This is a genomic window from Brachybacterium sp. 107, from assembly GCF_052379725.1.
Taxonomy (GTDB): domain Bacteria; phylum Actinomycetota; class Actinomycetes; order Actinomycetales; family Dermabacteraceae; genus Brachybacterium.
Genome location: NZ_JBQSYW010000008.1, coordinates 49665 through 73511 on the forward strand (window position 1 = coordinate 49665; position 23847 = coordinate 73511).

Below are 23847 nucleotides of genomic sequence, written 5' to 3' on the forward strand. Positions count from 1 at the left end.
GAAAGGACCGCGACGCCGAGGGCTTGCATGCCTCTCGGGTCCGGCGTAGTGTGACCTGCATAACACGAATACCAGTACCGGAACCCACGTGCGACTGGTCCCCGCAACGGACCGGCTGTGAGGCGTCGAAAGCGCCACCGCAGCCAAAAAATGTGCACGCCTGATACCGATGCCAACGGTTCGTGCGGAGTGGTGTCGCGAGTGATCGCGGCACCGCTCCACTACGTGCAGAGGGCCTCTGCCCTTCCCTCAGGGCCGCGGAAGCCGATCCGAGGTCAGAGCCTGGCCCCGCGGGGTCAGAACTCCAGATCGACCACGACGGGCGCGTGGTCCGAGGCGCCCTTGCCCTTGCGCTCCTCGCGGTCGATGAAGGAACCGGTGACCGCCGACTGCACCGCTGGGGAGCCGAGCACGAAATCGATGCGCATCCCTTCCTTCTTCGGGAACCGCAGCGCCTGGTAATCCCAGTACGTGTAGACGCCGGGGCCCTCGTGGTCAGGTCGCACCACGTCGGCATAGCCGGCGTCGACGATCGCGCGGAACGCCGACCGCTCGGGCTCGGTGACGTGCGTCTTCCCCTCGAAAGCGGCCATGTCCCACACGTCCTCGTCGAGCGGGGCGACGTTGAAGTCGCCGACCAGGACGGTGCGGGAGTCCTTGTCCGCGGTGAGCTCGCGCTCGCCCTCGGCGCGCAGCGCCTCGAGCCATCGCAGCTTGTACGCGTAGTGGGGGTGGTCCACCTCGCGCCCGTTGGGCACGTACAGCGACCAGATCCGCAGCTCGTCGCCGACGACCCCGCTGATCGCGCGGGCCTCGACCACGCCGGTCTCGTCCTCGGGATAGGCAGGGACGGCCGGCAGCTGGGTCTGCACGTCGCTCAGGCCGACGCGGGAGATCAGGGCGACCCCGTTCCACTGGTTCAGGCCGTGGGTGCTGACCTCGTACCCGGCCTCCTGCAGTGCCGTGAGATCCAGCTGCTCGGGCTTGGCCTTGGTCTCCTGCAATGCCAGGACGTCGACCTCGTGACGCTCCAGGAAGGCGAGCACACGGTCCATCCGTGCCCGCAGCGAGTTGATGTTCCAGGTGGCGATGCGCATGCCCGTGATCCTACGGGGCATGACGGGCGCGGCGCGGGGCGCCGCGGGCCACGGCAGGCTCCGTGCAGTCGTAAGCTGTGGCCATGGCGCGCGCACTCGTCACCGGTTCGACATCAGGACTAGGTCTGGAATTCGCCTGGCAGCTGGCAGGCACAGGTCATGATCTCGTGCTGGTCTCACGGGACGAGGACCGGCTCCATGCTGTGTCCGAGCAGATCCGCGACGTCCACGACGTCCGCGTCGAGATACTCCCCGCGGACCTCTCCGACCGGGAGCGGCTGGAGCGGGTCGCGGTCCGTCTCACCGACCCCGTCGATCGGATCGACCTGCTCATCAACAACGCCGGCTACGGATTGCGCGGCGGCTTCCTCGACATCGGCGTCGAGGACCACGAGAAGCAGATGGACACCCTCATGAAGGCTGTCCTGGTGCTCTCCCATGCCGCGGCCCGCACCATGGTGCAGCGGCGGCGCGGCGCGATCCTCAACGTGAGCTCGCTGGCGGGCTATACGACGGCTGGCCCGTACGCCGCGTCCAAGAGCTGGGTCACCGTCTTCACCGAGTCGCTCGCGATGGAGCTCAAGGGCACGGGCGTCAGCGCCACCGCGCTGCTGCCCGGGTTCGTGCAGACCGAGTTCCATGAGCGCGCCTCGATGTCCATGGACGGCATGCCTCGTGTCACCTGGCTGAAGGCGCCGTTCGTGGTCGAGCAGGCGCTCAAGGACACCGCCAAGGGCACTGTGCTGTCGATCCCCTCGGTCAAGTACCGCACCGCCGGCGAGTTCTCCCGCATCGCGCCCAGGCCGCTCATCCGGGCGATGACCTCTCCGAACTGGTACCGCCGGTTCCAGCAGCGGGCGGTCCTCCAGTCCCAGCGGAAGGCATCGCGTCGTGCGCTCCGGGCGCCGTGGCAGCGGGACGAAGAGGCGTAGTGCGCAGCGGCGGCTGCGCTGAGCTCCTGCGGCGATGAGCGGTCCCTTGTGCACGGTCCCTTATCCTGTCCGCATGCCTCAGACCCCCTCTGCTCCTGACCCGTCCGCCCCGATCGATGTCGCGCGCGAGCGTCTGCGCGAGCTGATCCGCGACATCGCCGTGGTGCGTGGTCACGTCATCCTCTCCTCGGGCGCCGAGGCCGACCACTACGTCGATCTGCGCCGGATCACGCTGCACCACGAGGCGGCTCCGCTCGTCGGCCGCGTGATGCTGGACCTGTTGCGCCGCGAGGGCCTCGTGCCCGGCGTCGAGGCCGTCGGCGGGCTCACCCTGGGCGCGGATCCTGTCGCCACCTCGATCATGCATGCTTCCGCCTACGAAGCCGCAGCGGGCAGCCCGGCCGCTCCGCTGGACGCCTTCGTGGTGCGCAAGGCCAACAAGGCCCACGGCCTGCAGCGTCGTATCGAGGGCCCCGAGGTCTCCGGGCGCCGGGTCATCGCCGTCGAGGACACCTCCACCACCGGTGGCAGCGTCCTGACCGCCTGCGAGGCGCTCACCGAGGCTGGTGCGGACATCGCCGCGGTCGCGGTGATCGTGCACCGTTCCGAGGCCTCCCGTGAGGCCGTCGAGGCCGCCGGGTACCGCTACCTCGCGGCCTACGACATCTCCGAGCTGGAGATCTGACAGCACCTGGCCAGTAGTCAGGGCTTCCCGGTAGGTCGCGTCCGCCCCGCAGGTCCTCAGACCTGATCGGCGGAGAAGGTGTCGCAGGATGCCACGGTGCCCTCCTGGTAGCCGGTGGTGAACCATGCCCGTCGCTGCTGCGAGGAGCCGTGGGTCCAGGTCTCCGGACGCACCTCGCCGCCGGCGACGTCACCTTGGATGTGGTCATCGCCCACCGCGCTCGCCGCGGACAGCGCCGAGCTGATGTCGTCCTCGGTGAGCGGGGACAGCATCGTCTGGCCGTTGTCGTCGGTGGAGGTCGAGGCGTGGTGCGCCCAGACCCCTGCGTAGCAGTCGGCCTGGAGCTCGAGCCGCACCCCGTCGGACTGCGTCCCCGTGTGCTCACGGTCCAGGCCCTGCATCGTGCCGGAGAGGTACTGGATGTGGTGGCCGTACTCGTGGGCGACCACGTACATCTTCGCCAGCTGGCCGCCGTCGGCCCCGTACTGCGAGCTCAGGGAGTCGAAGAAGGAGACGTCGACGTACAGGGTCGAGTCGGCGGGGCAGTAGAAAGGGCCGACGTCCGCGGTGGCCGCGCCGCATCCGGTCTGGACCGTGCTGGTGAAGACCTTTCCGGTGGGCTCGACGAAGTCGATGCCGGAGTCCGGGGCGAGCTGCGCCCACAGGGAGTCCGCGGATTCGACGGTCGCCTGCACCAGGCAGTCGTCGCGCCGGTTGGCGTCCTCGCCGGTCTGGCATTCCTCCAGGGCGCCGCCCTCGGCGACAGGGCCCTGCTGGGTGCTCGAGGGGTCGGATCCGCCGAGCAGTTCGAGCGGGTTGCCGCCCAGGACGATGTAGATCACCAGGATCACGACCAGCACGCAGCCGCTGCCACCGCCGATCTTCAGCCCGCCGCGCCCGCGGCCTCCAGGGCGGAACCCACCGGGGCGGAAACCTCCGCCGCCCCCGCCGCCACCTGCACGGGAGACGTTGTCGGAGCGGATCTCCGCATTCGGATTGAAGGTCATGGCGACAGAGTAGACCGCGGCGGTGCCGTGGTCAGGCGGAACAGTGTTCGTGAAGGTCCTGCGCAACCGGGCGCGCGGTGCCGCGTCGGGCGAATCCCTGCACCTACCATGGACGGTGGGTCGGCATGCTGCTCCGGGCGAGGCGACGTGACGTCCGTCGGAGAACCTGACCGGGCGGACGACGACAGCAGGCATCCGGTACGCCCACAACCATTGCGCCCATCGCGCCCCTTGCGCCGTTGACGGCCGGACCGCACACGGAGGAGATCCGCATGAACATCGTCGACTGGGCCGTGAGCACCATGGACAGCCTCGGCGCCCTGGGCGTGGGCCTGCTGATCTTCCTCGAGAACGTGTTCCCCCCGATCCCGTCCGAGGTGATCCTGCCCCTGGCCGGTGTGGCCGCGGCCGGTCCGAACCAGAACTACTGGGCGATGCTGTTCGCCTCCCTCGTCGGATCCCTGACCGGGGCGTGGCTGCTGTACGGGCTGGGCCGGCTGCTGGGTCCGGAGCGCCTGCGCACGCTCTTCCTCAAGCTTCCCCTCCTGCACGTGAAGGACTACGACAAGACTGTCGACTTCATGGACCGGCATGGGCACAAGGCGATCTTCTTCGGCCGCATGGTCCCCGGGGTGCGCTCCCTGATCTCGATCCCGGCTGGTCTGTACGCGATGCCGCTGTGGACCTTCAGCCTGCTCACCCTCGCCGGCAGCGCCATCTGGAACACGGTGTTCGTGACCATCGGGTACTTCCTGGGCAGCAACTGGACCGTGATCGAGCCGTACACCGACATCTTCTCCAACGTGGTCTACGTGATCGTGGCCCTGGTCATCGTGGTGTTCGCGGTCCAGATCATCCGTCGTGAGGTCCGACGCCGCAAGCTCGGGCTCCCGGACCCCGACGACGAGATCCTCGAGCAGGAGCAGGAGCAGGAGCAGGAGCAGGAGCAGGAGCAGGAGCAGGAGCAGGAGCAGGAGCAGGAGCAGGAGCAGGCCGTCGAGGGCGATCCCGGCGCCGGAGCCGGCCGATGATGGCGGAGTCCGAGCCCACTCCTGAGCCGCAGCCGACTCCCGAGCCGCAGCCGACTCCCGAGCGGGTGGTCGGCGTCGGCCCGCACCCGAGCCCGTGGCCCGAGGGCGACCACCTCGACCCCGAGCTCCTGGCCGGCGGGGACCGGCGCAACGTCGAGGACCGGTTCCGGTACTGGCGGCGCGAGGCGATCATCGCCGAGCTCGACACCCATCGCCACGAGCTGCATGTCGCGATCGAGAACCTCGAGCACGACGCCAACATCGGCTCGGTGGTGCGCACGGCGAACGCCTTCGCGGTGGGGGCGTTCCACATCGTCGGCCGACGCCGCTGGAACCGCCGCGGCGCGATGGTCACCGACCGCTACCAGCACGAGATCCACCATCCCGACGCAGCGCACCTCATCGCGTGGGCCCGGGAGCAGGGGCGTCCCCTCGTGGCGATCGACCTGGTCCCCGGCGCGATGCCGCTGGAGCACACGGCGCTGCCCCGCAACGCCGTGCTGGTGGTGGGCCAGGAAGGGCCAGGGGTCAGCGCCGAGCTCCTGGACGCGGCGGACCTCGTCGTCGGCATCACCCAGTTCGGATCCACGCGCTCGATCAACGTGGGCGCCGCGGCGGCGATCGCGATGCACAGCTGGATCCTGCAGCACGCGGAGATCCCCGACCGACCCCTGCGCTGAGGGCGGTGTCCGCGAGGGACCTCCGACCAGAGGCCGCCCAGCGCACTGTGGAACAATGGGCACGATCGAATGACCCTGAGCGGCGACTCCATGCCGCCGGTCGTCGCAGACCCTCTTCAGTGAAGGAGAATGCCCCATGGCAGTCGCAACCCCGGATCAGTACGCAGAGATGATCGACCGCGCGAAGGCGGGCAAGTTCGCCTACCCGGCCGTGAACGTCTCGAGCTCCCAGACCGCCATCGCCGCCCTGCAGGGCTTCAGCGATGCGAACACCGACGGCATCATCCAGGTGTCCTTCGGTGGTGCCGAGTACCTCTCAGGCTCCACCGTCAAGGACCGCGTCGCCGGTTCGCTCGCGCTCGCCGAGTTCGTGCACGCGGTGGCCAAGAACTACCCGATCAACGTCGCGCTCCACACCGACCACTGCGCCAAGGAGGTTCTGCCCACCTGGGTCGAGCCCCTGATCGAGTGGGACCTCGAGAACCGTGTGAAGAAGGGCCTGAACCCGCTCTTCCAGTCGCACATGTGGGACGGCTCCGCCGTGCCGGTCGACGAGAACCTCGAGATCGCCGAGCGTCTGCTCGAGAAGTCCGTCGAGGCCAAGAAGATCCTCGAGATCGAGGTCGGCGTCGTCGGCGGCGAAGAGGACGGCGTGCAGGCCGACGTCTCCAACGACAAGCTCTTCTCCACCCCCGAGGACGGCCTGAAGACGGCCGCGAAGCTCGGCCTGGGCGAGCGCGGTCGCTACCTGACCGCACTGACCTTCGGCAACGTGCACGGCGTCTACAAGCCGGGCAACGTCAAGCTGACCCCGTCGATCCTCCTGGACATCCAGAAGGCCGTCGGCGCCGAGTACGGCAAGGACATGCCGTTCGACCTCGTCATGCACGGCGGCTCGGGCTCCTCCATCGAGGAGATCCAGACCGCTGTCGACAACGGTGTCATCAAGATGAACATCGACACCGACACCCAGTACGCCTTCACCCGCCCGGTGGTCTCGCACATGTTCGAGAACTACGACGGCGTCATGAAGATCGACGGCGAGGTCGGCAACAAGAAGGCCTACGACCCCCGCGCCTGGGGCAAGAAGGCGGAGGCCGGACTGGCCGCACGCCTGGTCGAGGCGGCGGAGAACCTCCGCTCGGCCGGCACCCACGTCTGAGCAGCCATGAGCTGAGCTGTCGATAGGCAGGTCTCGTACGACGACGGAACCCCGGAGCTTCGGCTCCGGGGTTCCGTCGTTCCTGGGGACGAGGTGATCATTCCTCGACGCCACACCGGTCCCTGGGAAGCAGCAATGCAGTGGATCGCCGTTCTACGGCACGCATGCAGTGCTGAGGGGGTGAGGCGATGCTGGGGTCAGCTCACCAGCGGTTGCCGGCGGCGCGCCCCATGACCCGCTTCAGGGCGGGCAGCACATCCGCGAGGAAGATGCCGGCGATGATGACGCCGCCCAGCATGAACAGCATCGAGGGGCCGCCGCGGCCGATCGGGTAGGGCAGCGAGAGGAAGCCCAGCAGCATCGCGACACCGGTGAGGATGCACCAGAACACCTTCGTGCGCTTGCTCGCCGCGACATAGGCGTCGGCGCGGAAGCGCAGGGCATTGACGAAGGCCCAGATCTCGACGGCCAGCAGGGCCAGGGCGAGCACGAGGAAGATCCACATCTGGATGGCAGCGATCATGCGCCCAGGATACGGGGGCCGTCTGGACGCCGCCAGGAGACCTCGGGGGCGGCCGCGGGGAACGGCTCATGCCCCCGGGTGACGGCTCCCCTCAGCGTCGACGGTCCGGATCCGAGCGGTCCGAGATCAGCAGCTCGATCGCCTCGGTGGTGGCCGGCGGCTCCAGGGCGCGCATCTCCTGCGTCATCGGCCGAGGACCGATCGCATCGCCGTCGGCGGCGACGACCAGGCTCGGCAGGAACTGCTTGGCCTCGGCGGATGTCAGCCCCGTCGCCTGGAGCAGATCGATCGCGAGGGAGCGCAGCTGGATCGCCAGGGTCACGCCCTCGAAGTGCCCGGCGCGGCCGGGACGCACCCCCTCGTCGTTGCGCAGGAGCATCTCCGGCGTGAGGTACGAGCAGAACAGGCGCAGCTTCCGGCGTGCCTCGGTGAAGTCGACCTCCTTGTGCGCGACCGCGGCGGCCAGCTCGGTGACGGCGTCGCGTGCGGCCAGCAGGGAGTCGGCCAGCGTGGAGTGCGCGTCGCCGTGCACGGCGTCGAGGAACTCCGTCTCCCGCCGGGCGATCACCCGCATGTTGCGCATCGCCCGATCGGAGCCGATCAGCAGGTGCTCGAGGCGTCCGACGTCGTCCGCGTGGCGCAGCCCGGTGGGGGAGAAGGTCGCCATCTCGTTGGCGACGTCGTTGGCGAGCTTCCACTCGTCGGTGTACTTCTGGGAGGTGTCGCGGATCGTCACCAGTGCTGCCTGTGCGACGCCCCGGTCGCCGCTGCGTGCGGCCAGGGCCAGCGACACCAGGGTGTCCTCCAGCTCCTGGTAGAAGGAGATCGCGGCGCGGCTCTGCAGGCGCCGAGGGTCCCCGGAGAGCAGCAGATGGATGATGATCGCGACCACCACACCGGTCACGGCATCCAGCACGCGACCGCCCGGGGTCATCCCGGGCGTGATCGGCATGATCATGACCAGCAGCGACTGGATGGCGGTCTGGAAGCCGAAGAGGTTCGACTTGTCGATGAAGCGCGCCGTCATGCCGGCGCAGAACACGACCACGAGGATCTGCCAGGTGCCGGATCCGATCAGGGAGCGCGCGACCTCGCCCAGCAGCACCCCGAACATCACTCCCGAGGCCATCTCGACGATCTTGCGCATCTTCTTCTCGATGCCGAAGCCGATGATGATGAAGGCGACGATCGAGGAGAAGAAGGGGTGCTCGTGGTTCCACAGCAGGCCGCTGACGGCATAGGCGATCGCCGCGGCGACGGCGGCGCGGCCGACGGTCAGGACGTCGTTGCGGCCGCGGGACAGACCGGTGGTGAACCAGGCGATCAGCGCGACGCGTGCACGCTCGAGCCAAGAGCTGTGGGAGGTGCTGGTCGGGCTCATGGGCGCACCGGGTCCTCGAGCCGCATCCGCAGCAGCTCCTCGAGGTTGAAGGTGTCGCCGTCGCGCGCACCACGGCCCACCACGAGCGGAGCGAGGGTCGGCTCGGGGGAGGATCCCTGCAGGCGTGCCCGCAGCCCGCCCTCGACCCTCATCACGTAGTACCTGCCCTCGGTGTCCACGGCCAGCAGCCTGTCCTGTTTGAGGTACCAGCCCTCGAGCGCGGTGCGGATGCTGCCGGAGCCGGTGTACGGCTTCGCGCGCAGGGGGATCGGGCCGATGCCGGCCGCACGGAACTGCTCGATCGCCTGACGGATGATCGCGGTGGCCTTCTCGTGCTCGGCCTGCCTGGCATCGTGCAGCGCCTGCTCCTTGACCGCGAACACCTCCTGCCGGTGTCGGGTCCAGTCCTGCTGGTCGCCCTGTGCATTCATGCGGTCCATTCTTCCAGGTCCGCGTGATGAACGCTCGGGGAAGCCGTGGCCGGCCCGTGCGAATCCTGTGGTGGGGACGTGCACGCGGCGAGAAGCGTCAGCGTCCCGGCGTGGCTCCGAGCTTGGCGGTGGCCGGGCGCTCGCCGTGGTCGCGCTGGACCACGATCAGCTCCTGGGAGGCGTCGAGCCAGATCGATGCCGTCTCCTCGTCGGACCCGCCGATCACGACCTGCACCGACAGGGCCGCATCCAGCGGGACCGCACGACGCACGACGGCGAGGGCGATCGGGCCGAGATCCGCATGCAGCGCCGCGGAGGTGACGGTCCCGACGAGCTTGCCGTCGGACCCTCCCAGGCGCACCTCCCCGCCCGGGGCGGCGGGCACGTCCCGGGAGCCGTCGAGGTGCAGCATCACCAGGCGGCGCGGCGGCTGCCCGAGGTTCAGGACCTTCGCGACGGTCTCCTGCCCCCGGTAGCAGCCCTTGGTGGTGTGCACGGTGGTGCGCAGCAGATCCAGTTCGTGGGGGATGGTGCGCTCGTCGACCTCACGGGTCGCGCGGGCGCGATGGTCGGCGATCCGCAGCGCCTCCCAGGAGCTCATCCCGGCCAGATGCTCCGCGCGCCACGGCAGAGCGGTCAGGGGATCGGCCTCGAGGACGGTCAGCACGGCGCCGACGGGATCCTCCGGATCGGGGCCGTAGGCCACGCCGCCCGGGGCGACCTCGGGCCAGGGCTCGGACCAGACGGCGACGGGATCGGGGAGGCCGAGCTCGGGAAGCACCTCGGCGGCCGGTGCCAGGGCACCCAGCACCCGCAGGTCATCACGGTCGATCAGGTCGACGCGTGCCGCGAAGCGCATCATCTCCAGGTAGCTGCGCAGGCCGGCACGACGCCCGGCGTCCAGCACCAGCAGCAGGGCGTCCTCGTCGAGGACGACCGCCGAGGCGAGGTGCTCGACGCGGCCCTGCGGGCTGAGCACGGCCAGGCTCGAGGCGGAGCCGACGGGGGTCCCGGCCAGCACCTGCGTGGTGATCGTGGTCATCCAGGAGCGGGCATCCGCGCCGCGGACCTCGAGCACCTCGAACTGGCCCAGGTCGACGACCGACCGGTGATCCAGCAGGCGGCGCTGCTCTCGCAGCGGGGCGCCGTAATGGACGGGGACAGCCGCATCGGGGCCATCGCCGAGCACGGCCCCCGTGCGCAGCAGGAGGGGGAGGGGCGAGGACGGATCAGGCACGGTTCAGCTCCACGGAGAGGTAGGGGGCCATGGTCGACCCCTCGGTGTCGGTGGCGGGGACCCGGTGCTCCCACAGCCACATGAGGCGGCCGCTGATGTAGCCCAGCATCCGGGTGTCGGTGACCTCGGCGCCCTCCGGTGCGGCACGGGCGAGCTGGATGCGCGGCCCGCGGACCTCGCCCGCCCAGCTCTCCTCGGCGCCGTCGCGGCGCTCGAAGCGCGCCTGCAGCGCATGGGACACGAACGCGGCCGGGTCACCGGGCCTGGCGGCACGCGCCGCCGCGAGGTCCTGGCCCGGCACGGGATCGCCGACGGTCCAGATGCCGTCCTCGCGCATCAGCAGCGTGCGCTCACCCGATCCCGCAGCGGCCGGCGGCGTCGCGTCGTCCCGGGCGAAGGCGCTGGTCGGGGGCAGCGGCGCCGGATCGTCGATCTCGTGGATCGTGGACCGCCAGGCCAGGGTGCCGTCCTCGCGGGCGGTGCAGATCAGCTGCTGCTCGATGCGACGGTCGGGAACATCCGTGTTCCCGGGCCGATGCACCGCACCCTCACCCGTCCAGGTGCCCACCAGCCAGGCCAGCGGGTACAGCGATTCGGGGAGCGAGGTGTCCAGCGAGATGGGCATGGAGGCAGCTCAGTCGATCCGTCGCTCAGTGGTCGAACAGGCGGGTGAGCACCAGGACGGCGAAGGCCAGGGTTCCGAGGCCCACCAGGACCACCAGCGCGATGAAGAACAAGGAGAGAACGCTCATGCCCTGGAGTCTATCGCTCCGGATCGACCCGTGCGGCATGGGTGGGCAGCGGCGACGATCAGGGGATGAGGGTCACGGCGAGCTGGGCGACCACGCCGATCGTCGCCACGGGGACGGCACCCACCGCGAGGGACGGGAGGGGTTCCTTCGAGACGAGCGAGGAGCTGACGAGGAGCTGGGTGCAGCCGGCGCCGATCGCGGTCAGGAGCCCCGCCCCGATGGCGAACGGCAGCGCGGTCCCGGCCAGGCTCGTGGCGAGCAGGGCGGTGATCCCGGTCCCGGCGACGAGGGAGATCACGAACCGCAGTGTGGGCGGCAGCGGCGCGAGGTTGAGCAGGAGCGTCGCCGCCAGACCCGCGGTGATCGACGCGACCAGGCCCTCGCGGCCCAGCTGGACGGCCTCCACCTGGGCGATGACCCAGCAGGCCGCGGTGCCGGAGAGGAACACGCCGGCGACGGTCCCGGTGAGGGAGGAGGTGAGCTCGCGACGGTCCGTACGGAGCATCTGCTGGACGAACGCCGCGAACACCCCGGCGGCGCAGATCATCACGATCCCGGAGACCGGTGCGAAGCGCTCGGAGGCGGAGACGGCCACCGCGGCACCCACGATCCCGACCGTCGCGATCACGATCCGGGTCCCGAGGGCGGAGGGCAGCTCCAGGAGGTTGGGCCAGCCGATGCCCGCCAGCAGGGCGAGCGCCCCGATGATGACCGCCATCAGGACGGGTGAGGCGGGACCGGTGAGGGAGACCAGGGTCAGCAGCATCGCCAGGGCGGCGCCGAGCGGGGCGCGCTCGGGAGCGGTCATGGTGCCTCCCTCGCACTCGATTCCGGTCTCTTCGCCCGCACCGACGAGCGTGGTCGGACGGGCGCTACAGTGGCAGTCTACGAGTGCCCGCAGGCAGGGGCATACTCGGCACCTCGTTCTGATGCACGGAAGGACCCCATGATCACGACGGTTGCCTTGTCGCAGACCCACCGCGACGCGGCCCGTGACCTGCTCGATGCGGTCACCGCCCACGACGGAGTCGCCCCTCTGGACGAAGCGGCGCGTCTCGCCGTCACGGGAGGAAACGCACAGCATCTGCTCCTCGACCGTGAGCCCGCAGGAGCGACCGGTGATGATCGGCTGCTCGGCTACGCGAGCGTGCTGACCGACGGCACGGTCCAGGGCATGGTCCATCCTGCGCACCGCCGGCGCGGGCACGGCACCGCGCTGCTGCAGGCGGCCCTGGGACTGCATGACGAGCCCGGCGTGTGGGCGCACGGCGCTCTCGAGGGCTCCCTCGCGTTCCTCAGCGCCGCAGGTCTCCAGGAGACGCGTCGGCTGCTGACCCTGCACCGCCGGCTCGACGCCGAGCACCCGACTGCCGATCGTCCGGCCGCCGAGCACCCGGCCGCCGATCGTCCCGCAGCCGTTCCCGCGCCGCGGCTGGAGGGACTGCACCTGGATTCCTTCGACGTGGACCGCGACGCCGACCGCTGGGTGCAGGTCAATGCGCTCGCCTTCGCCGATCATCCCGAGCAGGGCGCTCTGACCCGCGCCGATCTGGATCAGCGCATGGCCGAGCCCTGGTTCGACCCCGAGGACATGGTGGTGGCGAGGTACCAGGACGAGCTGGTCGGCTCCGTCTGGATCAAGCGCGAGGCCCCCGACCTCGTCGAGCAGGGCGCGGACCGCGCCGCGGCGCCTGCGGACGCAGAGATCTACGTCGTCGCGACCGACCCCTCGGTGCAGGGGCACGGCGTGGCCGGGTTCCTGCTGGCGGCGGCGCTGGATCGGCTGCAGGCCGCCGGCGTGCCCGGCGTGGAGCTGTACGTCGAGGCCGACAACACCCCGGCACTGCGCCTGTACGAGACCTGGGGCTTCACCGTCTCCGGCCGTGACGTGCAGATGCGTCCGACAGGAAAGGGCTGATCCATGCGCGTAGCTCCCGGGAAGCCGCCCCCCGTCCTCGCCGCCGGTGCTCTGACCTGGCGTGAGGGCAAGAAGGGCCTCGAGGTGCTGCTGGTGCACCGGCCCCGCTACGACGACTGGTCCATCCCCAAGGGGAAGCTCGACAAGGGGGAGACCTTCCCCGAGGCCGCCGTGCGCGAGGTCGACGAGGAGACGGGGTACCGGGTGCGCCTGCACCGCCCCCTGCCGGCCGCGGTGTACCTCCTGCCCGACGGCCGCACCAAGATCGTCCAGTACTGGTGCGGCACCGTGCGGGCGAAGTCGGCTCCCGGGCCGGTGGATGCCCAGGAGATCGACGAGGTGAAGTGGGTCCGCCTGGAGGCCGCCGAGAAGCTGCTGACCCGTCAGGGGGACCAGGTCTGCTTGGAGACCCTGCGCCGTTTCCTGAAGGACGACGAGCTCGTGACCGTGCCGATCATCGTGCAGCGGCACGGGGCGGCTCGTTCTCGGGCCAAGTGGCGCAAGGGGGAGGCGAGCCGCCCGCTGAACTCGAAAGGCCGCAAGCAGGCCCTCGCCCTGCCGCCGCTGATCGATGCCTTCGATCCCCGCAGCGTGCTGAGCAGCCCGTGGGAACGCTGCGTGTCCACCATCGAGCCGCTGGCGCGGGTGGAGGGCCTGAAGATCCGTACGAAGGACGAGCTCACCGAGCATGCGCACCAGGAGCATCCCTCCCGGACCCGTGCCGTGATCGAGCGGGTCCTGCACGAAGGCCGGGGCATCGTGGTGTGCACCCACCGCCCGGTGCTGCCCACCGTGATCGGTGCCGTGCGGGCCGTCGCCCGGGCGAGCGCGGCCCTCGAGCTCCCGACGTCGAATCCGTTCCTCGCCGCGGGCGAGGCGCTGATGCTGCACACGACGCCGCAGGGAGTGGTCGTCGCGATCGAACGGCACCTGCCGAACATCGAGTGATCGGATCCTGCCGCGGCGGACGACGTGATGAGGGGATGAGGAGATGAGCGGCATGGACCGGTGGGACGAGAACAGCAGATTCCCCGACCATCGCGGATATCCCGAGGACCAGGGGTCGAGCTGGGACAGGTATCCGGCCTCCGAGCCCTACGGGTCCGAGCAGCGAGTCGGGGGACAGCACGAGATGGATCCCTATGGCGTCGGCCCGGGCGGGTCCGATCCCTACGCGGTCGACGGGACGGCGTCGGACCCGTCGCCGTACGCCCCTGGCCCGGTCGGCCCCGGTGGGCCTGCGCCCTACGGGCCGCCTGCTGGGTTCTCCGGAGCGGACCTCTCCGGCGCCGGGTACCCGGGAAGCGGCTTCCCCGGGGACGGGATCGCCGGAGGTCCCCAGCATCCCGGATACCCCGGCGGGCTGTATGCCCTGATGCCCCCGACCTCCGGGATGGCGGTGACCGGATTCATCCTGGGGCTGCTCTCCTTCATCCTCTGCCCGGGCCTGCTGGCTCCCGCAGGGCTGATCTTCTCGATCCTCGGGATGCGGGAGACCTCTGCCCGGCGCGACATCCCCCGCTGGGGGCGCGGACTCGCGATCGCCGGGCTCGTGCTCTCCATCGTCTGCCTCGTGCTCGCCGCCCTCATGCTGGTGCTGGTGGTCGTCCTCGGGATGTTGTCCGAGCCCTCCTGATCCGGCGCACCGGGCCGACGTGGGCGACGCCCACCGTGCGACAACTGTGACCTGATCGTCCTTACCCCCTGACCTGCGGGTTCATGGGGGTCATCGGGCTGTTCATCTGGAGTTCATGCAAGGACGGGTGCGGTGTCACCTGCGCTCCTTAGCGTCAGCGGCGTCAGACCTCCCCGCACGACGTCCCTACATCTTCTCGGGCCCTCGGCCCCCGAAAGGACCTGCAGTGAACGTTCGCAAGAACAAGTTCGTCTCCCTCGCCGCGCTCGGCCTCATCGGCGGTATCGCCCTCTCCGCATGCGGTGGCTCCTCCGGCTCCGAGAGCGACGGATCCGACGGCGGCGGCGCCGCGGCGGGCGGCGGCTACGCAGAGCTGACCGGCAACCTCGCCGGCTCCGGTGCGTCCTCGCAGCAGAACGCGCAGACGGCGTGGACCGAGTCGTTCATGGGTCTCACCCAGGCCGACGGCGGCGACCTCACCGTCACCTACGACCCCACCGGTTCCGGCACCGGCCGCGAGCAGTTCCTCAGCGGCCAGGTCAAGTTCGCCGGCACCGACGCCGCCCTCGAGGAGGAGGAGCTCGCAGCCTCCGCCGAGGTGTGCAACGGCGAGCAGGCCTTCGACCTGCCCGTGTACATCTCCCCGATCGCCGTGGTCTTCAACATCGAGGGCGTCGACTCGCTGAACCTGTCGCCCGAGGTCATCGGCGCGATCTTCGCCGGCGACATCACGAACTGGAACGATCCGAAGATCGCCGCGGACAACCCCGACGCCACGCTTCCCGACCTCGCGGTCGTCCCGGTGCACCGCTCCGACGACTCGGGCACCACCGAGAACTTCACCGAGTACCTCTCCGAGACGGCTCCCGATGCCTGGACCCACGGTCCGATCGAGACCTGGCCGATCAAGGGCGGCCAGTCCGGTGACGGCACCTCGGGCCTGATCTCCACCGTCGAGGGCGGCAACGGCACCATCGGCTACGCCGACGCCTCGCAGGCCGGGAATCTCGGCACCGCCGCCATCAAGGTGGGCGACGAGTTCGTCGAGTACAGCGCCGATGCCGCGGCCAAGGCCGTCGACGTCTCCCCGCGCGCCGAGGGACGCGAGGAGCACGACATCGTCGTGGACCTCGACCGCACGACCGAGGAGGCCGGCACCTACCCGATCGTCCTGGTCTCCTACCTCGCGGTGTGCGGGTCCTACGCCGACTCCGCCGAGGGCAACGCCGTGAAGTCCTACGCCTCCTACCTCGTCTCCGAGGAGGGCCAGAAGGTCGCCGCCGAGAACGCGGGCTCCGCGCCGCTGTCCTCCGAGATGTCGGCCGAGGCACAGAAGGCGATCGACGCGATCTCCGTCGGCTGATCACTCCTCCCGCACGCGGGTGCGCTGCCCGGCCGGTCCTGGCCCGGCGGCGCACCCGCGCCACCGCCCCTACTCCGTGAGCTCCGAGGAAGGCCCCTGTGAGCACCACTGACGCCGCGCCCGAGACACCGGGCGCCCCCGCCCTCTCCATGGCGAGCAGCCGCCGCCGTCTCGGCGACTCGGTCTTCTCCGCCCTGAGCATCGGCTCGGGCGTCCTCATCTTCGTGACCCTCGCCCTCGTGGCCATCTTCCTCACCACCGAGTCGATGCCCGCCGTGAGGGAGAGCAAGGAGGTCATCGGGAACGCTTCGGCGTTCTCCCTCCTGGAGACCACGCTCCCGCTGATCTTCGGCACGATCCTCGCCGCGGCGCTCGCCCTGGCCGTCGCGATCCCCGTCTCGATCGGCATCGCGCTGTTCATCTCGCACTATGCCCCGCGGCGGCTGGCCTCCGGCCTGGGCTACATGATCGATCTGCTCGCGGCGGTGCCGTCGGTGGTCTACGGCCTCTGGGGCGGCATCTGGCTGGTCCCCAAGCTCGAACCGCTCTACCTCTTCCTGAACTCCACCCTCGGCACCTGGCCCTCCTGGCCGGGCTTCGTGCCCCTCGTCGGCGGGAAGCCGGTCGTGGCGCTGTTCGCCGGCGACCCCACCGCCCCCATGCGCAACCTCGCCTCCGCCGCGATCGTGCTCGCCGTGATGATCCTGCCGATCATCACGGCCGTGGCCCGGGAGATCTTCCTGCAGACCCCGCGCCTGCAGGAGGAGGCGGCCCTCGCCCTCGGCGCCACCCGCTGGGAGACCATCCGCACCGTGGTCCTGCCCTTCGGCAAGTCCGGCGTGGTCGCCGCCTCGATGCTGGGGCTGGGTCGCGCGCTCGGCGAGACGATGGCCGTGCTGATGATCCTCGCGCCCGGCGCGACGTTCTCGTTCCACATCCTCGAGGTCGGGATGCACCAGTCGATCGCGGCGAACATCGCCTCCAAGCAGGCGGAGGCGTCGGGCACCGAGATGTCGCTGCTCATCTTCACCGGCCTGGTCCTGTTCGTCCTGACCTTCATCATCAACGCCCTTGCCCGCTGGATCGTCGCCCGCAGCGGCGTCAAGAGCTGAGGTCCCCATGACAACCACGAGCACCAAGGGCCCTGCGGCCCCACCTGAGCACTCCGGGTCGCCGGTCATGCGGCGTCCTCACGACGAGCGCCGCCTGCCCTGGTTCCACCTGGTCCTCACGGGCCTGGCCGGACTGCTCGTCGCGATCGCGCTGCTGGCGATCTTCGACGCCCTCTCGATCCCCGCGGCGGTCCTGCTGGGCTTCGTCCTCCACCTGGCGTTCGGGTACCTGTACTCCAGGATCCGTGAGGGCCGCCGCTGGGCGATGGAACGGCTGATGACCCTGGTGGTCATCGGCGCCTTCGCGATCGCGATGTTCCCGCTGGTCTCGCTGCTCTGGGCTGTCATCGGCCGGGGCCTGACCCGCGTCCTCGCCGCGGCCCCCTCGCCCTTCGCCTTCTGGACCACCGACATGTCCGGGATCATCGGCGGGGCCGAGGCCGGAGGCGTGGTCCACGCCACCATCGGCACCCTCCTGATCACCCTGTGGGCCTCGATCATCTCGATCCCGATCGGCCTGTTCACCGCGATCTTCCTGGTCGAATACGCAGATCAGGGCTGGCGCCGCGTGCTGGGGCAGGGCGTCACCTTCCTCGTCGACGTGATGACGGGCATCCCCTCGATCGTCGCGGGTCTGTTCGGGCTCGCCCTGTTCATCGCGTTCATGCCCGATCAGAGCGTGCGCATGGGCATCATGGGCGCGGTCGCCCTGTCGCTGCTGATGATCCCCACCGTGGTGCGCTCGAGCGAGGAGATGCTGCGCCTGGTCCCGATGGATCTGCGCGAGGCGTCCTATGCGCTCGGCGTGCCGAAGTGGCTCACCATCGTCAAGGTCGTGCTGCGCACCGCGATCGCCGGCCTCACCACCGGCATCACCCTCGCGATCGCCCGGGTGATCGGCGAGACGGCCCCGCTGCTGCTCACCGTGGGCATGGTGACCTCGGTGAACTGGAACATGTTCGACGGCCGCATGGCCACGCTGCCCACGTTCATCAACCAGCAGTACCGGGCCGGCAGCGCCAACTGCATGAACGACACCGTCACCAACCCGGTCACGCAGGAGGTCTACGCCTGCTCGATCACGACCAACATCGATCGCGCCTGGGCCGCGGCCTTCACCCTGATCGTCATCGTGATGGTGCTCAACATCGTCGCCCGACTGGTCAGCTACTACTTCTCCCCGAAGCTCACCCGCTGAGCCGTCGCTCCACCCGAAAGGACCACTGATGGCAGCCCCTCAGCCGATCAACGTCGAGGACCTCAACATCTACTACGGCGACTTCCTGGCCGTGGAGGGCGTCGACGTCCAGATCCGCCCCCGTTCGGTGACCGCCCTGATCGGGCCCTCCGGCTGCGGCAAGTCGACCTTCCTGCGCACGCTGAACCGCATGCACGAGGTGATCCCCGGTGCGTACGCGCAGGGCAAGGTCGAGATCAACGGTGAGAACATCTATGACGCGCGCGTCGACCCGGTCAACGTGCGGCGACGCGTCGGCATGGTCTTCCAGAAGGCGAACCCCTTCCCGACGATGTCGATCCGCGACAACGTGCTGGCCGGCGTGAAGCTCAACAGCCGGCGGATCTCCAAGTCGGCGGCCGACGAGCTGCTGGAGTCCTCGCTCAAGGGAGCCAACCTCTGGAACGAGGTGAAGGACCGCCTGGACAAGCCCGGGATGGGGCTCTCCGGCGGTCAGCAGCAGCGCCTGTGCATCGCCCGCACCATCGCGGTCAAGCCCGAGGTGGTCCTCATGGACGAGCCCTGCTCGGCGCTCGACCCGATCTCCACCCTCGCGATCGAGGACCTCATCCATGAGCTGAAGGAGGAGTACACGATCGTGATCGTCACGCACAACATGCAGCAGGCCTCCCGCGTCTCCGACCGCACCGGCTTCTTCAACATCGCGGGCACCGGCAAGCCCGGCCACCTGATCGAGATCGACGACACCCAGCAGATGTTCACCAACCCCTCGAACAAGCAGACCGAGGACTACATCTCCGGCCGCTTCGGCTGATCCACCCGGGAGGTCGGGGGTGTCCACCTGAGTGGCCGCGGCTGTCCACCCACGGTCTGACGTCGCAGGCGGGATATCGATCCGGGGTCCGACGCGGAGCCGCCCCGCCGCGCACGATGCTGGGTGACATGAACACCGCTCCGTTCCCCGCATCCACTGACACCCCCGTCGGCCCGTACCAGTCGGCGCCCGCACCGGTCCCGCACCAGGCCCACCCGGGCTACGGGGCGGCGCACCCCGCCCCGGTGCTCTCCGCCAGGCACCTGGCCATGACCTACGGGACGACGGGAGCCGCGACCCACGCACTGGCCGGCGTCGACCTCGACATCGCCCGCGCCGACTCGCTGGCAGTCATGGGCCCGTCCGGATGCGGCAAGACCACCCTGCTGCACATCCTCGCCGGGATCCTGCGCCCCACCTCGGGCACCGTCCAGCACGACGGCACCGACCTCGCCTCTCTCGGCGACCGGGCGCGCACCCGGATGCGTCGCAACGACTTCGGCTTCGTCTTCCAGGACGGTCAGCTGCTGCCCGAGCTCACGGCGATCGAGAACGTGATCCTGCCGCGCATGCTCGCGGGCATCTCCCGCCGCACCGCGACCGCCGAGGCCGGCGGCTGGCTGGACCGCCTGGGTCTGCAGGGCATGCACGACCGCAGGCCCACCCAGCTCTCCGGCGGGCAGGCCCAGCGCGTGGCCATCGCCCGCGCCCTCGCCGGACGCCCCTCGGTGGTCTTCGCCGACGAGCCCACCGGCGCCCTCGACCAGACCACCGGCCAGGCCGTGCTCGACATCCTCGTCCAGTCCTGCCGGGACTCCGGCGCGAGCCTGGTCATGGTCACCCACGACGCCAAGGTGGCCGCGGCATGCCGCCGCACGGTCGCCATGCGCGATGGCCGCATCGCCCAGGAATTCGTGCGTCCCGACGCCACGGCGCAGGCCGCGGGCCCCGCCCAGCCGTCCACTTCCGCACCTGCCCGGCCGTCCACCTTCGCGCCCGTCGAGCCGTCGGCGCAGGTCGCGGGACAGGGCCTCCAGCACGGCGAGGTGGCCTGATGAACGCCCTGCTCAGCGCCGCGCCGCTGCTCCTGCGCCGTCGGGGCGCGCTCGCCGATGTGCTGCCCGTCATCGCCTTCGCCGCGTCGACCGCGATCATCGCGACCGTCGTCGGCGGTGCCGCGGCTTTCGTCGGCCGCCTTCCCGCGGGGGAGACCCCGATGACCGGGGAGGGCTCCGTGATGGGGTTCCTCGTGATGTGCGCGATCATCGCGTCCGTGCTGCTGGTTCCCAGCGCCGTCGGCCTCGGCGGATCCGCCGCCCGGCTGTCCCTCGCCCGCCGGGAGAAGGACCTCGCCACGATGCGCCTCGTCGGTGGCACCAGCGGCCAGGTCGGTTCTGTGGCCGTGCTCGACGTCGCCGCCCAGTCGCTGGTCGGCGCGCTCCTCGGCCTCGGCGCCCACGTCGCGGTGACCCCCGCGCTCACCCGCCTCGATTTCGGGATCGCCCCGTTCACGGTCGGGGACCTCCTGCTGCCCTGGTGGGCCTATCCCGTGCTGGTGGTCGCCCTCGTGCTGATCGCAGCCGGCTCGGCGGCCGTCTCCCTGACCGGCGTAGTGCTGAGCCCGCTGGGCGTGGCCCGAGATTCCCGCGTGGTGCGCATGTCCGTGATCCGCGTGGTCATCTGGGCCGCCCTGATCCTGGGGTTCGTGGTGTTCATGAACATCGGGGGCCAGCTGCTGGGCGGAGTGGCCGACGGGACGGTCGTCATCGCGATCATGGTCCTCTTCGTGGCCGCCATCGTCGCCGGGATCAACGTCGTAGGTCCGTTCATCATCTGGCTCACGGCGCGCGCGCTCGCCAAGATCGCTCCCACGCCGTCCCTGATGGTGGGTGCCCGACGACTCGCCGGAGACCCCCGCGCCGGGTGGCGTGCCGTCTCAGGGATCACCTTCGCCCTGGTCATCGCCGGGTTCCTCACCATGATGGCGACGATGGGAGAGGCGACGAACCCGGAGGAGGCGATGATGTTCACGGCCATGAACACCGGCGGACTGCTCACCCTGGGCATCTCCGCAGTTCTCGCCGCCGTGAGCACCGGCGTCTCGCAGACCGCCCGCGTCATCGACCAGGCCCCGCGCCTGCGCGCCCAGCACATCGCGGGCGCCGAGGTGGGCCAGCTGCACCGGGCCCGGCTCGCCGAGATCGCCGTGCCCGTCGGCCTCAGCTCGATCATCGCCACGGGCACCGCACTCCTGGTGCTGACGACGTTCCTGGGCGGGGCCCCGAACGATCCGATGATGGCCGTGCAGTACCTGGTGTGCGTGCTCGGTGCCTATGCGCTGGTGATCCTGGCCGTGCTGGTGGGCTCCCCGCTCGTGAAGCGGTACGCGATGCGCACTGCCTGACCGGGCTGACCGGGTTGAGTCGGCCGCGCCACGGGTGCCGGCTGAGCCACGTGTGCCGGCTGAAGCCTCGGGGCCGGCTGAACTACTGGGCCGGCTGAACTGCCCTGCAGCGCCGGTGCTCACGACAGCCCCGAGACCGCGAGCGGCCGGCCCCTTCCCGGGCCGGCCGCTCGCTCTCGTCGTCCCCGCCGAGCCGCGCCCGCGCCGTGGCACGGACAACTAGGGTGGAGCCATGAATCTTGAGTCTGTTGCCCCGAACGCCGTCCCTGACGGTGCACCTCTGATCGACGTGCGCGAGCAGTCCGAGTGGGATGCGGGCCATGCCCCCACCGCCCAGCATCTGCCGGCCAGCACGCTGATGGAGAACCTCGACAAGCTTCCCGAGACCGACGATGAGCTGTACATCGTGTGCCGCAGCGGCGGCCGCAGCTCCCAGGTCGCCCAGTGGCTGAACGCCAACGGCTTCGAGGCGATCAACGTCGCCGGCGGGATGGACATCTGGTTCGAGTCCGGGCTGCCGATGGTGTCCGACGGCGAGGGCGACGCCTTCGTCCTCTGACGGACCTCTCCCGGCAGCAGCGACGCCACGCCAGAGCGGCCATTCGCCGAGCCCCGCCCGCGCCCCTGCTCACTCGCCCGGTTTCGCTCGCCCATTCCCTCGATTCGTACCGCCAGCGGGACGTTTCGGTGGAATGAGTGGGCGTGGGCGTGGGCGTGGTTGTGGACCTGGACGTGGCTGAGGACCTGGACCTGGACGTGGCTGAGGACCTGGACCTGGCCGCGTCCGCGGACGCGGCGACTGTGGCGCCGCTCAGGTGCTGATGAGGTTCTTCAGCAGCGCGTAGCCCACGAAGGCAAAGACGTCGATCAGGGTGTGCGCGACCACGAGGGGCATGGTGCGCCGGGTACGACGGTAGAACTCGCCGAACACGAGACCCATCGCGAGGTTCGCGAGGCCCGGACCCACGCCCTGGTACGTGTGGTATGCCCCGCGCAGGATCGCCGAGGCGATGATGATCCTCCGGCCCGACCAGCCCAGCCGCTCCAGGCGCTGGTAGAGGTAACCGACGACGATGACCTCCTCGAGCACCGCATTCTTCATCGCATGCAGCACGAGCACGGGGACCGTCCACCAGTGGGTGTCCAGCGCCGCAGGGATCACCTCGACGGTCGCCCCGATCGCGCGGCCCACGTAGTAGACGGCGAGCCCCGGCAGCCCGATCCCGGCGGTGAGCGCCACACCCCAGGCCAGGTCCTTCCCGGGCCGACCGAGGTCCAGGCCCAGATCCTTCAGGCACTGGGCGAGGGAGCCCGCCGTGAGCGCGAGCAGCAGCACCACGAGCACGGCGGGGACCAGCGTGAACGCGATCGAGAGCAGCTGGTAGAAGAGATCCAGCCACGGATTCTCGCGGATCGACGTGTTCAGCGACGTGGACTGCGTGGACAGCGGCCCGGCGGCGAGAGCCTGGACCAGCGCGATCAGCGAGTACACGGCGCTGCGGCCCAGGGAGAGGGCGAGGACCACGGCCACCTCGACCCGCACCCAGGTCCTGCTCGGTGTCACGGTCTGCACGTCGCCCATGATGTCACCGCGGGGGCGAGCTGCGCCTGCCGGACCGCGTCCGGATCGCGTCCGGACGGCACCAGGACCGCGACCGCACCGCGTCCGCACCGCGTCCGCACCGCGTCCGCACCGCGCCAGGACGGCGCCAGGACCGTGTGAGGTCTTCCCATGACAGACTCGCAGCATGACTGACCACTCGCAGAACCAGGCCGCCACCAGCGACTCCCGCCCCGCCGTGCTGATCACCGGGGCCAACCGGGGGATCGGCCGCGCCGTCGCCGACGAGCTCGCCGCTGACCATCACCTCATCCTCGGCGGACGCGACGAGCAGGCGCTCACCGAGCTCGCCGCGCAGTTCCCGTCGGCCGAGACGTTCGTCGCCGAGCTCTCCGACTACGCCGCTGTCGCCCGCGCCGTGGACGGCCTCGACCTGACCGGCGGCCTCGCCGGCGTGGTCCACTCCGCAGGGATCCTCGCCAACGGCACCGTAGAGGAGTCCGCGCCCGAGCAGTGGACGCAGTCCTTCGAGATCAATGTGGTGGCCGTCGCCGAGCTGACGCGGCTGCTGCTGCCGGCCCTGCGCGCCGCCGCCGGCACCGTCGTGATGATCAACTCCGGCTCTGGGATCAACGCCGTGCGCACCCGCGGCGCGTACAGCGCCTCGAAGTTCGCGATGCGCGGCCTCGCCGACTCGCTGCGCGCCGAGGAGCGGGACAACGGCGTGCGGGTCACCTCGATCCACCCGGGCCGCGTGGCCACGGACATGCAGCGTGAGCTGCGCTCCTACGAGGGTGGCGAGTACCAGGAGGAGAACTACCTCCAGCCCACCTCGGTCGCCTCGACCGTGGGCCTCGCGCTGCGCCTGCCGGCGGACGCCTCGCTCGAATCGGTCTCGATCCGGCCCCGCTGACACCGCCGCG

25 protein-coding genes are annotated in these 23847 nt (G+C 70.2%); 16 read left to right on the forward strand and 9 right to left on the reverse strand.

Annotation, left to right across the window (positions count from 1 at the left end; genetic code table 11):
• Positions 1-296: 296 nt before the first annotated feature.
• Entirely contained in the window at positions 297-1097 is an 801-nt protein-coding gene (locus ACT3UL_RS10660; RefSeq protein WP_444578209.1) for an exodeoxyribonuclease III, read from the reverse strand.
• Between the two features lie 83 nt (positions 1098-1180).
• On the opposite strand from ACT3UL_RS10660, the gene ACT3UL_RS10665 reads away from it, so the two are divergent.
• Both ACT3UL_RS10665 and ACT3UL_RS10670 read left to right on the forward strand, forming a co-directional pair.
• The gene (locus tag ACT3UL_RS10665; RefSeq protein WP_444578210.1) at positions 1181-2029 is read left to right on the forward strand and encodes an SDR family NAD(P)-dependent oxidoreductase; all 849 of its coding nucleotides are present in this window, start codon (positions 1181-1183) and stop codon (positions 2027-2029) included.
• A 73-nt stretch (positions 2030-2102) separates the two neighbouring features.
• Positions 2103-2714: an orotate phosphoribosyltransferase gene (locus ACT3UL_RS10670; protein WP_444578211.1), complete on the forward strand. Its 612-nt coding sequence runs from the start codon at positions 2103-2105 to the stop codon at positions 2712-2714.
• Between the two features lie 56 nt (positions 2715-2770).
• Here the strand turns inward: ACT3UL_RS10670 and ypfJ are convergent, their stop codons facing one another.
• Positions 2771-3721 (reverse strand): KPN_02809 family neutral zinc metallopeptidase, encoded by a 951-nt coding sequence (gene ypfJ / locus ACT3UL_RS10675; protein ID WP_444578212.1) that lies wholly within the window; start codon positions 3719-3721, stop codon positions 2771-2773.
• Between the two features lie 272 nt (positions 3722-3993).
• Here ypfJ and ACT3UL_RS10680 point away from each other — a divergent pair, with 272 nt between their 5' ends.
• The 3 genes from ACT3UL_RS10680 to fbaA all read left to right on the forward strand — a co-directional run bounded on the left by ACT3UL_RS10680 (position 3994) and on the right by fbaA (position 6594).
• Positions 3994-4752 (forward strand): DedA family protein, encoded by a 759-nt coding sequence (locus ACT3UL_RS10680; protein ID WP_444578213.1) that lies wholly within the window; start codon positions 3994-3996, stop codon positions 4750-4752.
• Positions 4752-5432 carry a TrmH family RNA methyltransferase gene (locus ACT3UL_RS10685; protein ID WP_444578302.1) on the forward strand — a complete coding sequence of 227 codons (681 nt, stop codon included), beginning with the start codon at positions 4752-4754 and terminating at the stop codon, positions 5430-5432. The genes ACT3UL_RS10680 and ACT3UL_RS10685 overlap by 1 nt, the downstream gene beginning before the upstream one ends.
• Before the next feature lie 136 nt (positions 5433-5568).
• On the forward strand, positions 5569-6594 hold the full coding sequence (gene fbaA / locus ACT3UL_RS10690; RefSeq protein ID WP_096165264.1) for a class II fructose-bisphosphate aldolase: 1026 nt from the start codon (positions 5569-5571) through the stop codon (positions 6592-6594).
• 202 nt (positions 6595-6796) lie between these two features.
• Here the strand turns inward: fbaA and ACT3UL_RS10695 are convergent, their stop codons facing one another.
• From ACT3UL_RS10695 to ACT3UL_RS10720, 6 genes are all read right to left on the reverse strand, one after another.
• On the reverse strand, positions 6797-7117 hold the full coding sequence (locus ACT3UL_RS10695) for a DUF2516 family protein (protein WP_444578214.1): 321 nt from the start codon (positions 7115-7117) through the stop codon (positions 6797-6799).
• A 91-nt stretch (positions 7118-7208) separates the two neighbouring features.
• Complete coding sequence (locus ACT3UL_RS10700) at positions 7209-8498, reverse strand: FUSC family protein (RefSeq protein WP_444578215.1); 1290 nt, start codon at positions 8496-8498, stop codon at positions 7209-7211.
• Positions 8495-8929 (reverse strand): hypothetical protein, encoded by a 435-nt coding sequence (locus ACT3UL_RS10705; RefSeq protein WP_444578216.1) that lies wholly within the window; start codon positions 8927-8929, stop codon positions 8495-8497. Before ACT3UL_RS10705 ends, ACT3UL_RS10700 begins: the two co-directional genes overlap by 4 nt.
• Positions 8930-9026: 97 nt before the next feature.
• A complete protein-coding gene (gene ygfZ, locus ACT3UL_RS10710) occupies positions 9027-10166 on the reverse strand; it encodes a CAF17-like 4Fe-4S cluster assembly/insertion protein YgfZ (RefSeq protein WP_444578217.1) in 1140 nt (379 codons plus the stop codon).
• Positions 10159-10791, reverse strand: coding sequence for an FABP family protein (locus tag ACT3UL_RS10715; RefSeq protein WP_444578218.1), 633 nt, complete (start codon positions 10789-10791; stop codon positions 10159-10161). The genes ygfZ and ACT3UL_RS10715 overlap by 8 nt, the downstream gene beginning before the upstream one ends.
• A gap of 185 nt (positions 10792-10976) precedes the next feature.
• On the reverse strand, positions 10977-11726 hold the full coding sequence (locus tag ACT3UL_RS10720) for a hypothetical protein (RefSeq protein ID WP_444578219.1): 750 nt from the start codon (positions 11724-11726) through the stop codon (positions 10977-10979).
• 138 nt (positions 11727-11864) lie between these two features.
• Here ACT3UL_RS10720 and mshD point away from each other — a divergent pair, with 138 nt between their 5' ends.
• The 10 genes from mshD (at position 11865) to ACT3UL_RS10770 (ending at position 21922) form a co-directional block, all read left to right on the forward strand.
• The gene (gene mshD / locus ACT3UL_RS10725; RefSeq protein WP_444578220.1) at positions 11865-12836 is read left to right on the forward strand and encodes a mycothiol synthase; all 972 of its coding nucleotides are present in this window, start codon (positions 11865-11867) and stop codon (positions 12834-12836) included.
• 3 nt (positions 12837-12839) lie between these two features.
• Entirely contained in the window at positions 12840-13784 is a 945-nt protein-coding gene (locus ACT3UL_RS10730; protein WP_444578221.1) for an NUDIX hydrolase, read from the forward strand.
• Positions 13785-13827: 43 nt separating this feature from the next.
• Entirely contained in the window at positions 13828-14472 is a 645-nt protein-coding gene (locus tag ACT3UL_RS10735; RefSeq protein WP_444578222.1) for a DUF4190 domain-containing protein, read from the forward strand.
• A gap of 226 nt (positions 14473-14698) precedes the next feature.
• Positions 14699-15835, forward strand: a complete 1137-nt coding sequence (gene pstS, locus ACT3UL_RS10740) for a phosphate ABC transporter substrate-binding protein PstS (RefSeq protein ID WP_444578223.1) — start codon at positions 14699-14701, stop codon at positions 15833-15835.
• Positions 15836-15933: 98 nt separating this feature from the next.
• Entirely contained in the window at positions 15934-16947 is a 1014-nt protein-coding gene (gene pstC / locus ACT3UL_RS10745; protein ID WP_444578224.1) for a phosphate ABC transporter permease subunit PstC, read from the forward strand.
• Between the two features lie 7 nt (positions 16948-16954).
• Positions 16955-18145: a phosphate ABC transporter permease PstA gene (gene pstA / locus ACT3UL_RS10750; protein ID WP_444578225.1), complete on the forward strand. Its 1191-nt coding sequence runs from the start codon at positions 16955-16957 to the stop codon at positions 18143-18145.
• A gap of 28 nt (positions 18146-18173) precedes the next feature.
• Positions 18174-18959, forward strand: a complete 786-nt coding sequence (gene pstB / locus ACT3UL_RS10755; RefSeq protein ID WP_444578226.1) for a phosphate ABC transporter ATP-binding protein PstB — start codon at positions 18174-18176, stop codon at positions 18957-18959.
• 128 nt (positions 18960-19087) lie between these two features.
• Positions 19088-20014, forward strand: coding sequence for an ABC transporter ATP-binding protein (locus ACT3UL_RS10760; protein WP_443335984.1), 927 nt, complete (start codon positions 19088-19090; stop codon positions 20012-20014).
• Entirely contained in the window at positions 20014-21363 is a 1350-nt protein-coding gene (locus ACT3UL_RS10765; protein WP_444578227.1) for an FtsX-like permease family protein, read from the forward strand. Before ACT3UL_RS10760 ends, ACT3UL_RS10765 begins: the two co-directional genes overlap by 1 nt.
• Before the next feature lie 232 nt (positions 21364-21595).
• A complete protein-coding gene (locus ACT3UL_RS10770; protein ID WP_443335986.1) occupies positions 21596-21922 on the forward strand; it encodes a rhodanese-like domain-containing protein in 327 nt (108 codons plus the stop codon).
• Between the two features lie 252 nt (positions 21923-22174).
• Here the strand turns inward: ACT3UL_RS10770 and ACT3UL_RS10775 are convergent, their stop codons facing one another.
• A complete protein-coding gene (locus ACT3UL_RS10775; protein WP_444578228.1) occupies positions 22175-22945 on the reverse strand; it encodes a CPBP family intramembrane glutamic endopeptidase in 771 nt (256 codons plus the stop codon).
• A gap of 166 nt (positions 22946-23111) precedes the next feature.
• Between ACT3UL_RS10775 and ACT3UL_RS10780 the strand changes: the two genes are divergently transcribed.
• Positions 23112-23837: an SDR family oxidoreductase gene (locus tag ACT3UL_RS10780; protein WP_444578229.1), complete on the forward strand. Its 726-nt coding sequence runs from the start codon at positions 23112-23114 to the stop codon at positions 23835-23837.
• Positions 23838-23847 lie beyond the last annotated feature (10 nt).

What these genes read in the sequence shown, in the direction of transcription:
- pstA (WP_444578225.1), top strand. Translation starts at nt 16,955, where the DNA reads ATGACAACCACGAGCACCAAGGGCCCTGCGGCCCCACCTGAGCACTCC.
- ACT3UL_RS10680 (WP_444578213.1), top strand. Translation starts at nt 3,994, where the DNA reads ATGAACATCGTCGACTGGGCCGTGAGCACCATGGACAGCCTCGGCGCC.
- ACT3UL_RS10770 (WP_443335986.1), top strand. Translation starts at nt 21,596, where the DNA reads ATGAATCTTGAGTCTGTTGCCCCGAACGCCGTCCCTGACGGTGCACCT.
- ACT3UL_RS10660 (WP_444578209.1), bottom strand. Translation starts at nt 1,097, where the DNA reads ATGCGCATCGCCACCTGGAACATCAACTCGCTGCGGGCACGGATGGAC.
- ACT3UL_RS10715 (WP_444578218.1), bottom strand. Translation starts at nt 10,791, where the DNA reads ATGCCCATCTCGCTGGACACCTCGCTCCCCGAATCGCTGTACCCGCTG.
- pstB (WP_444578226.1), top strand. Translation starts at nt 18,174, where the DNA reads ATGGCAGCCCCTCAGCCGATCAACGTCGAGGACCTCAACATCTACTAC.
- ACT3UL_RS10665 (WP_444578210.1), top strand. Translation starts at nt 1,181, where the DNA reads ATGGCGCGCGCACTCGTCACCGGTTCGACATCAGGACTAGGTCTGGAA.
- ACT3UL_RS10720 (WP_444578219.1), bottom strand. Translation starts at nt 11,726, where the DNA reads ATGACCGCTCCCGAGCGCGCCCCGCTCGGCGCCGCCCTGGCGATGCTG.
- ACT3UL_RS10700 (WP_444578215.1), bottom strand. Translation starts at nt 8,498, where the DNA reads ATGAGCCCGACCAGCACCTCCCACAGCTCTTGGCTCGAGCGTGCACGC.
- ACT3UL_RS10780 (WP_444578229.1), top strand. Translation starts at nt 23,112, where the DNA reads ATGACTGACCACTCGCAGAACCAGGCCGCCACCAGCGACTCCCGCCCC.
- ACT3UL_RS10760 (WP_443335984.1), top strand. Translation starts at nt 19,088, where the DNA reads ATGAACACCGCTCCGTTCCCCGCATCCACTGACACCCCCGTCGGCCCG.
- ACT3UL_RS10735 (WP_444578222.1), top strand. Translation starts at nt 13,828, where the DNA reads ATGAGCGGCATGGACCGGTGGGACGAGAACAGCAGATTCCCCGACCAT.
- mshD (WP_444578220.1), top strand. Translation starts at nt 11,865, where the DNA reads ATGATCACGACGGTTGCCTTGTCGCAGACCCACCGCGACGCGGCCCGT.
- ACT3UL_RS10685 (WP_444578302.1), top strand. Translation starts at nt 4,752, where the DNA reads ATGGCGGAGTCCGAGCCCACTCCTGAGCCGCAGCCGACTCCCGAGCCG.
- ACT3UL_RS10765 (WP_444578227.1), top strand. Translation starts at nt 20,014, where the DNA reads ATGAACGCCCTGCTCAGCGCCGCGCCGCTGCTCCTGCGCCGTCGGGGC.
- ACT3UL_RS10670 (WP_444578211.1), top strand. Translation starts at nt 2,103, where the DNA reads ATGCCTCAGACCCCCTCTGCTCCTGACCCGTCCGCCCCGATCGATGTC.
- fbaA (WP_096165264.1), top strand. Translation starts at nt 5,569, where the DNA reads ATGGCAGTCGCAACCCCGGATCAGTACGCAGAGATGATCGACCGCGCG.
- ACT3UL_RS10695 (WP_444578214.1), bottom strand. Translation starts at nt 7,117, where the DNA reads ATGATCGCTGCCATCCAGATGTGGATCTTCCTCGTGCTCGCCCTGGCC.
- ACT3UL_RS10730 (WP_444578221.1), top strand. Translation starts at nt 12,840, where the DNA reads ATGCGCGTAGCTCCCGGGAAGCCGCCCCCCGTCCTCGCCGCCGGTGCT.
- ACT3UL_RS10705 (WP_444578216.1), bottom strand. Translation starts at nt 8,929, where the DNA reads ATGAATGCACAGGGCGACCAGCAGGACTGGACCCGACACCGGCAGGAG.
- ypfJ (WP_444578212.1), bottom strand. Translation starts at nt 3,721, where the DNA reads ATGACCTTCAATCCGAATGCGGAGATCCGCTCCGACAACGTCTCCCGT.
- ACT3UL_RS10775 (WP_444578228.1), bottom strand. Translation starts at nt 22,945, where the DNA reads ATGGGCGACGTGCAGACCGTGACACCGAGCAGGACCTGGGTGCGGGTC.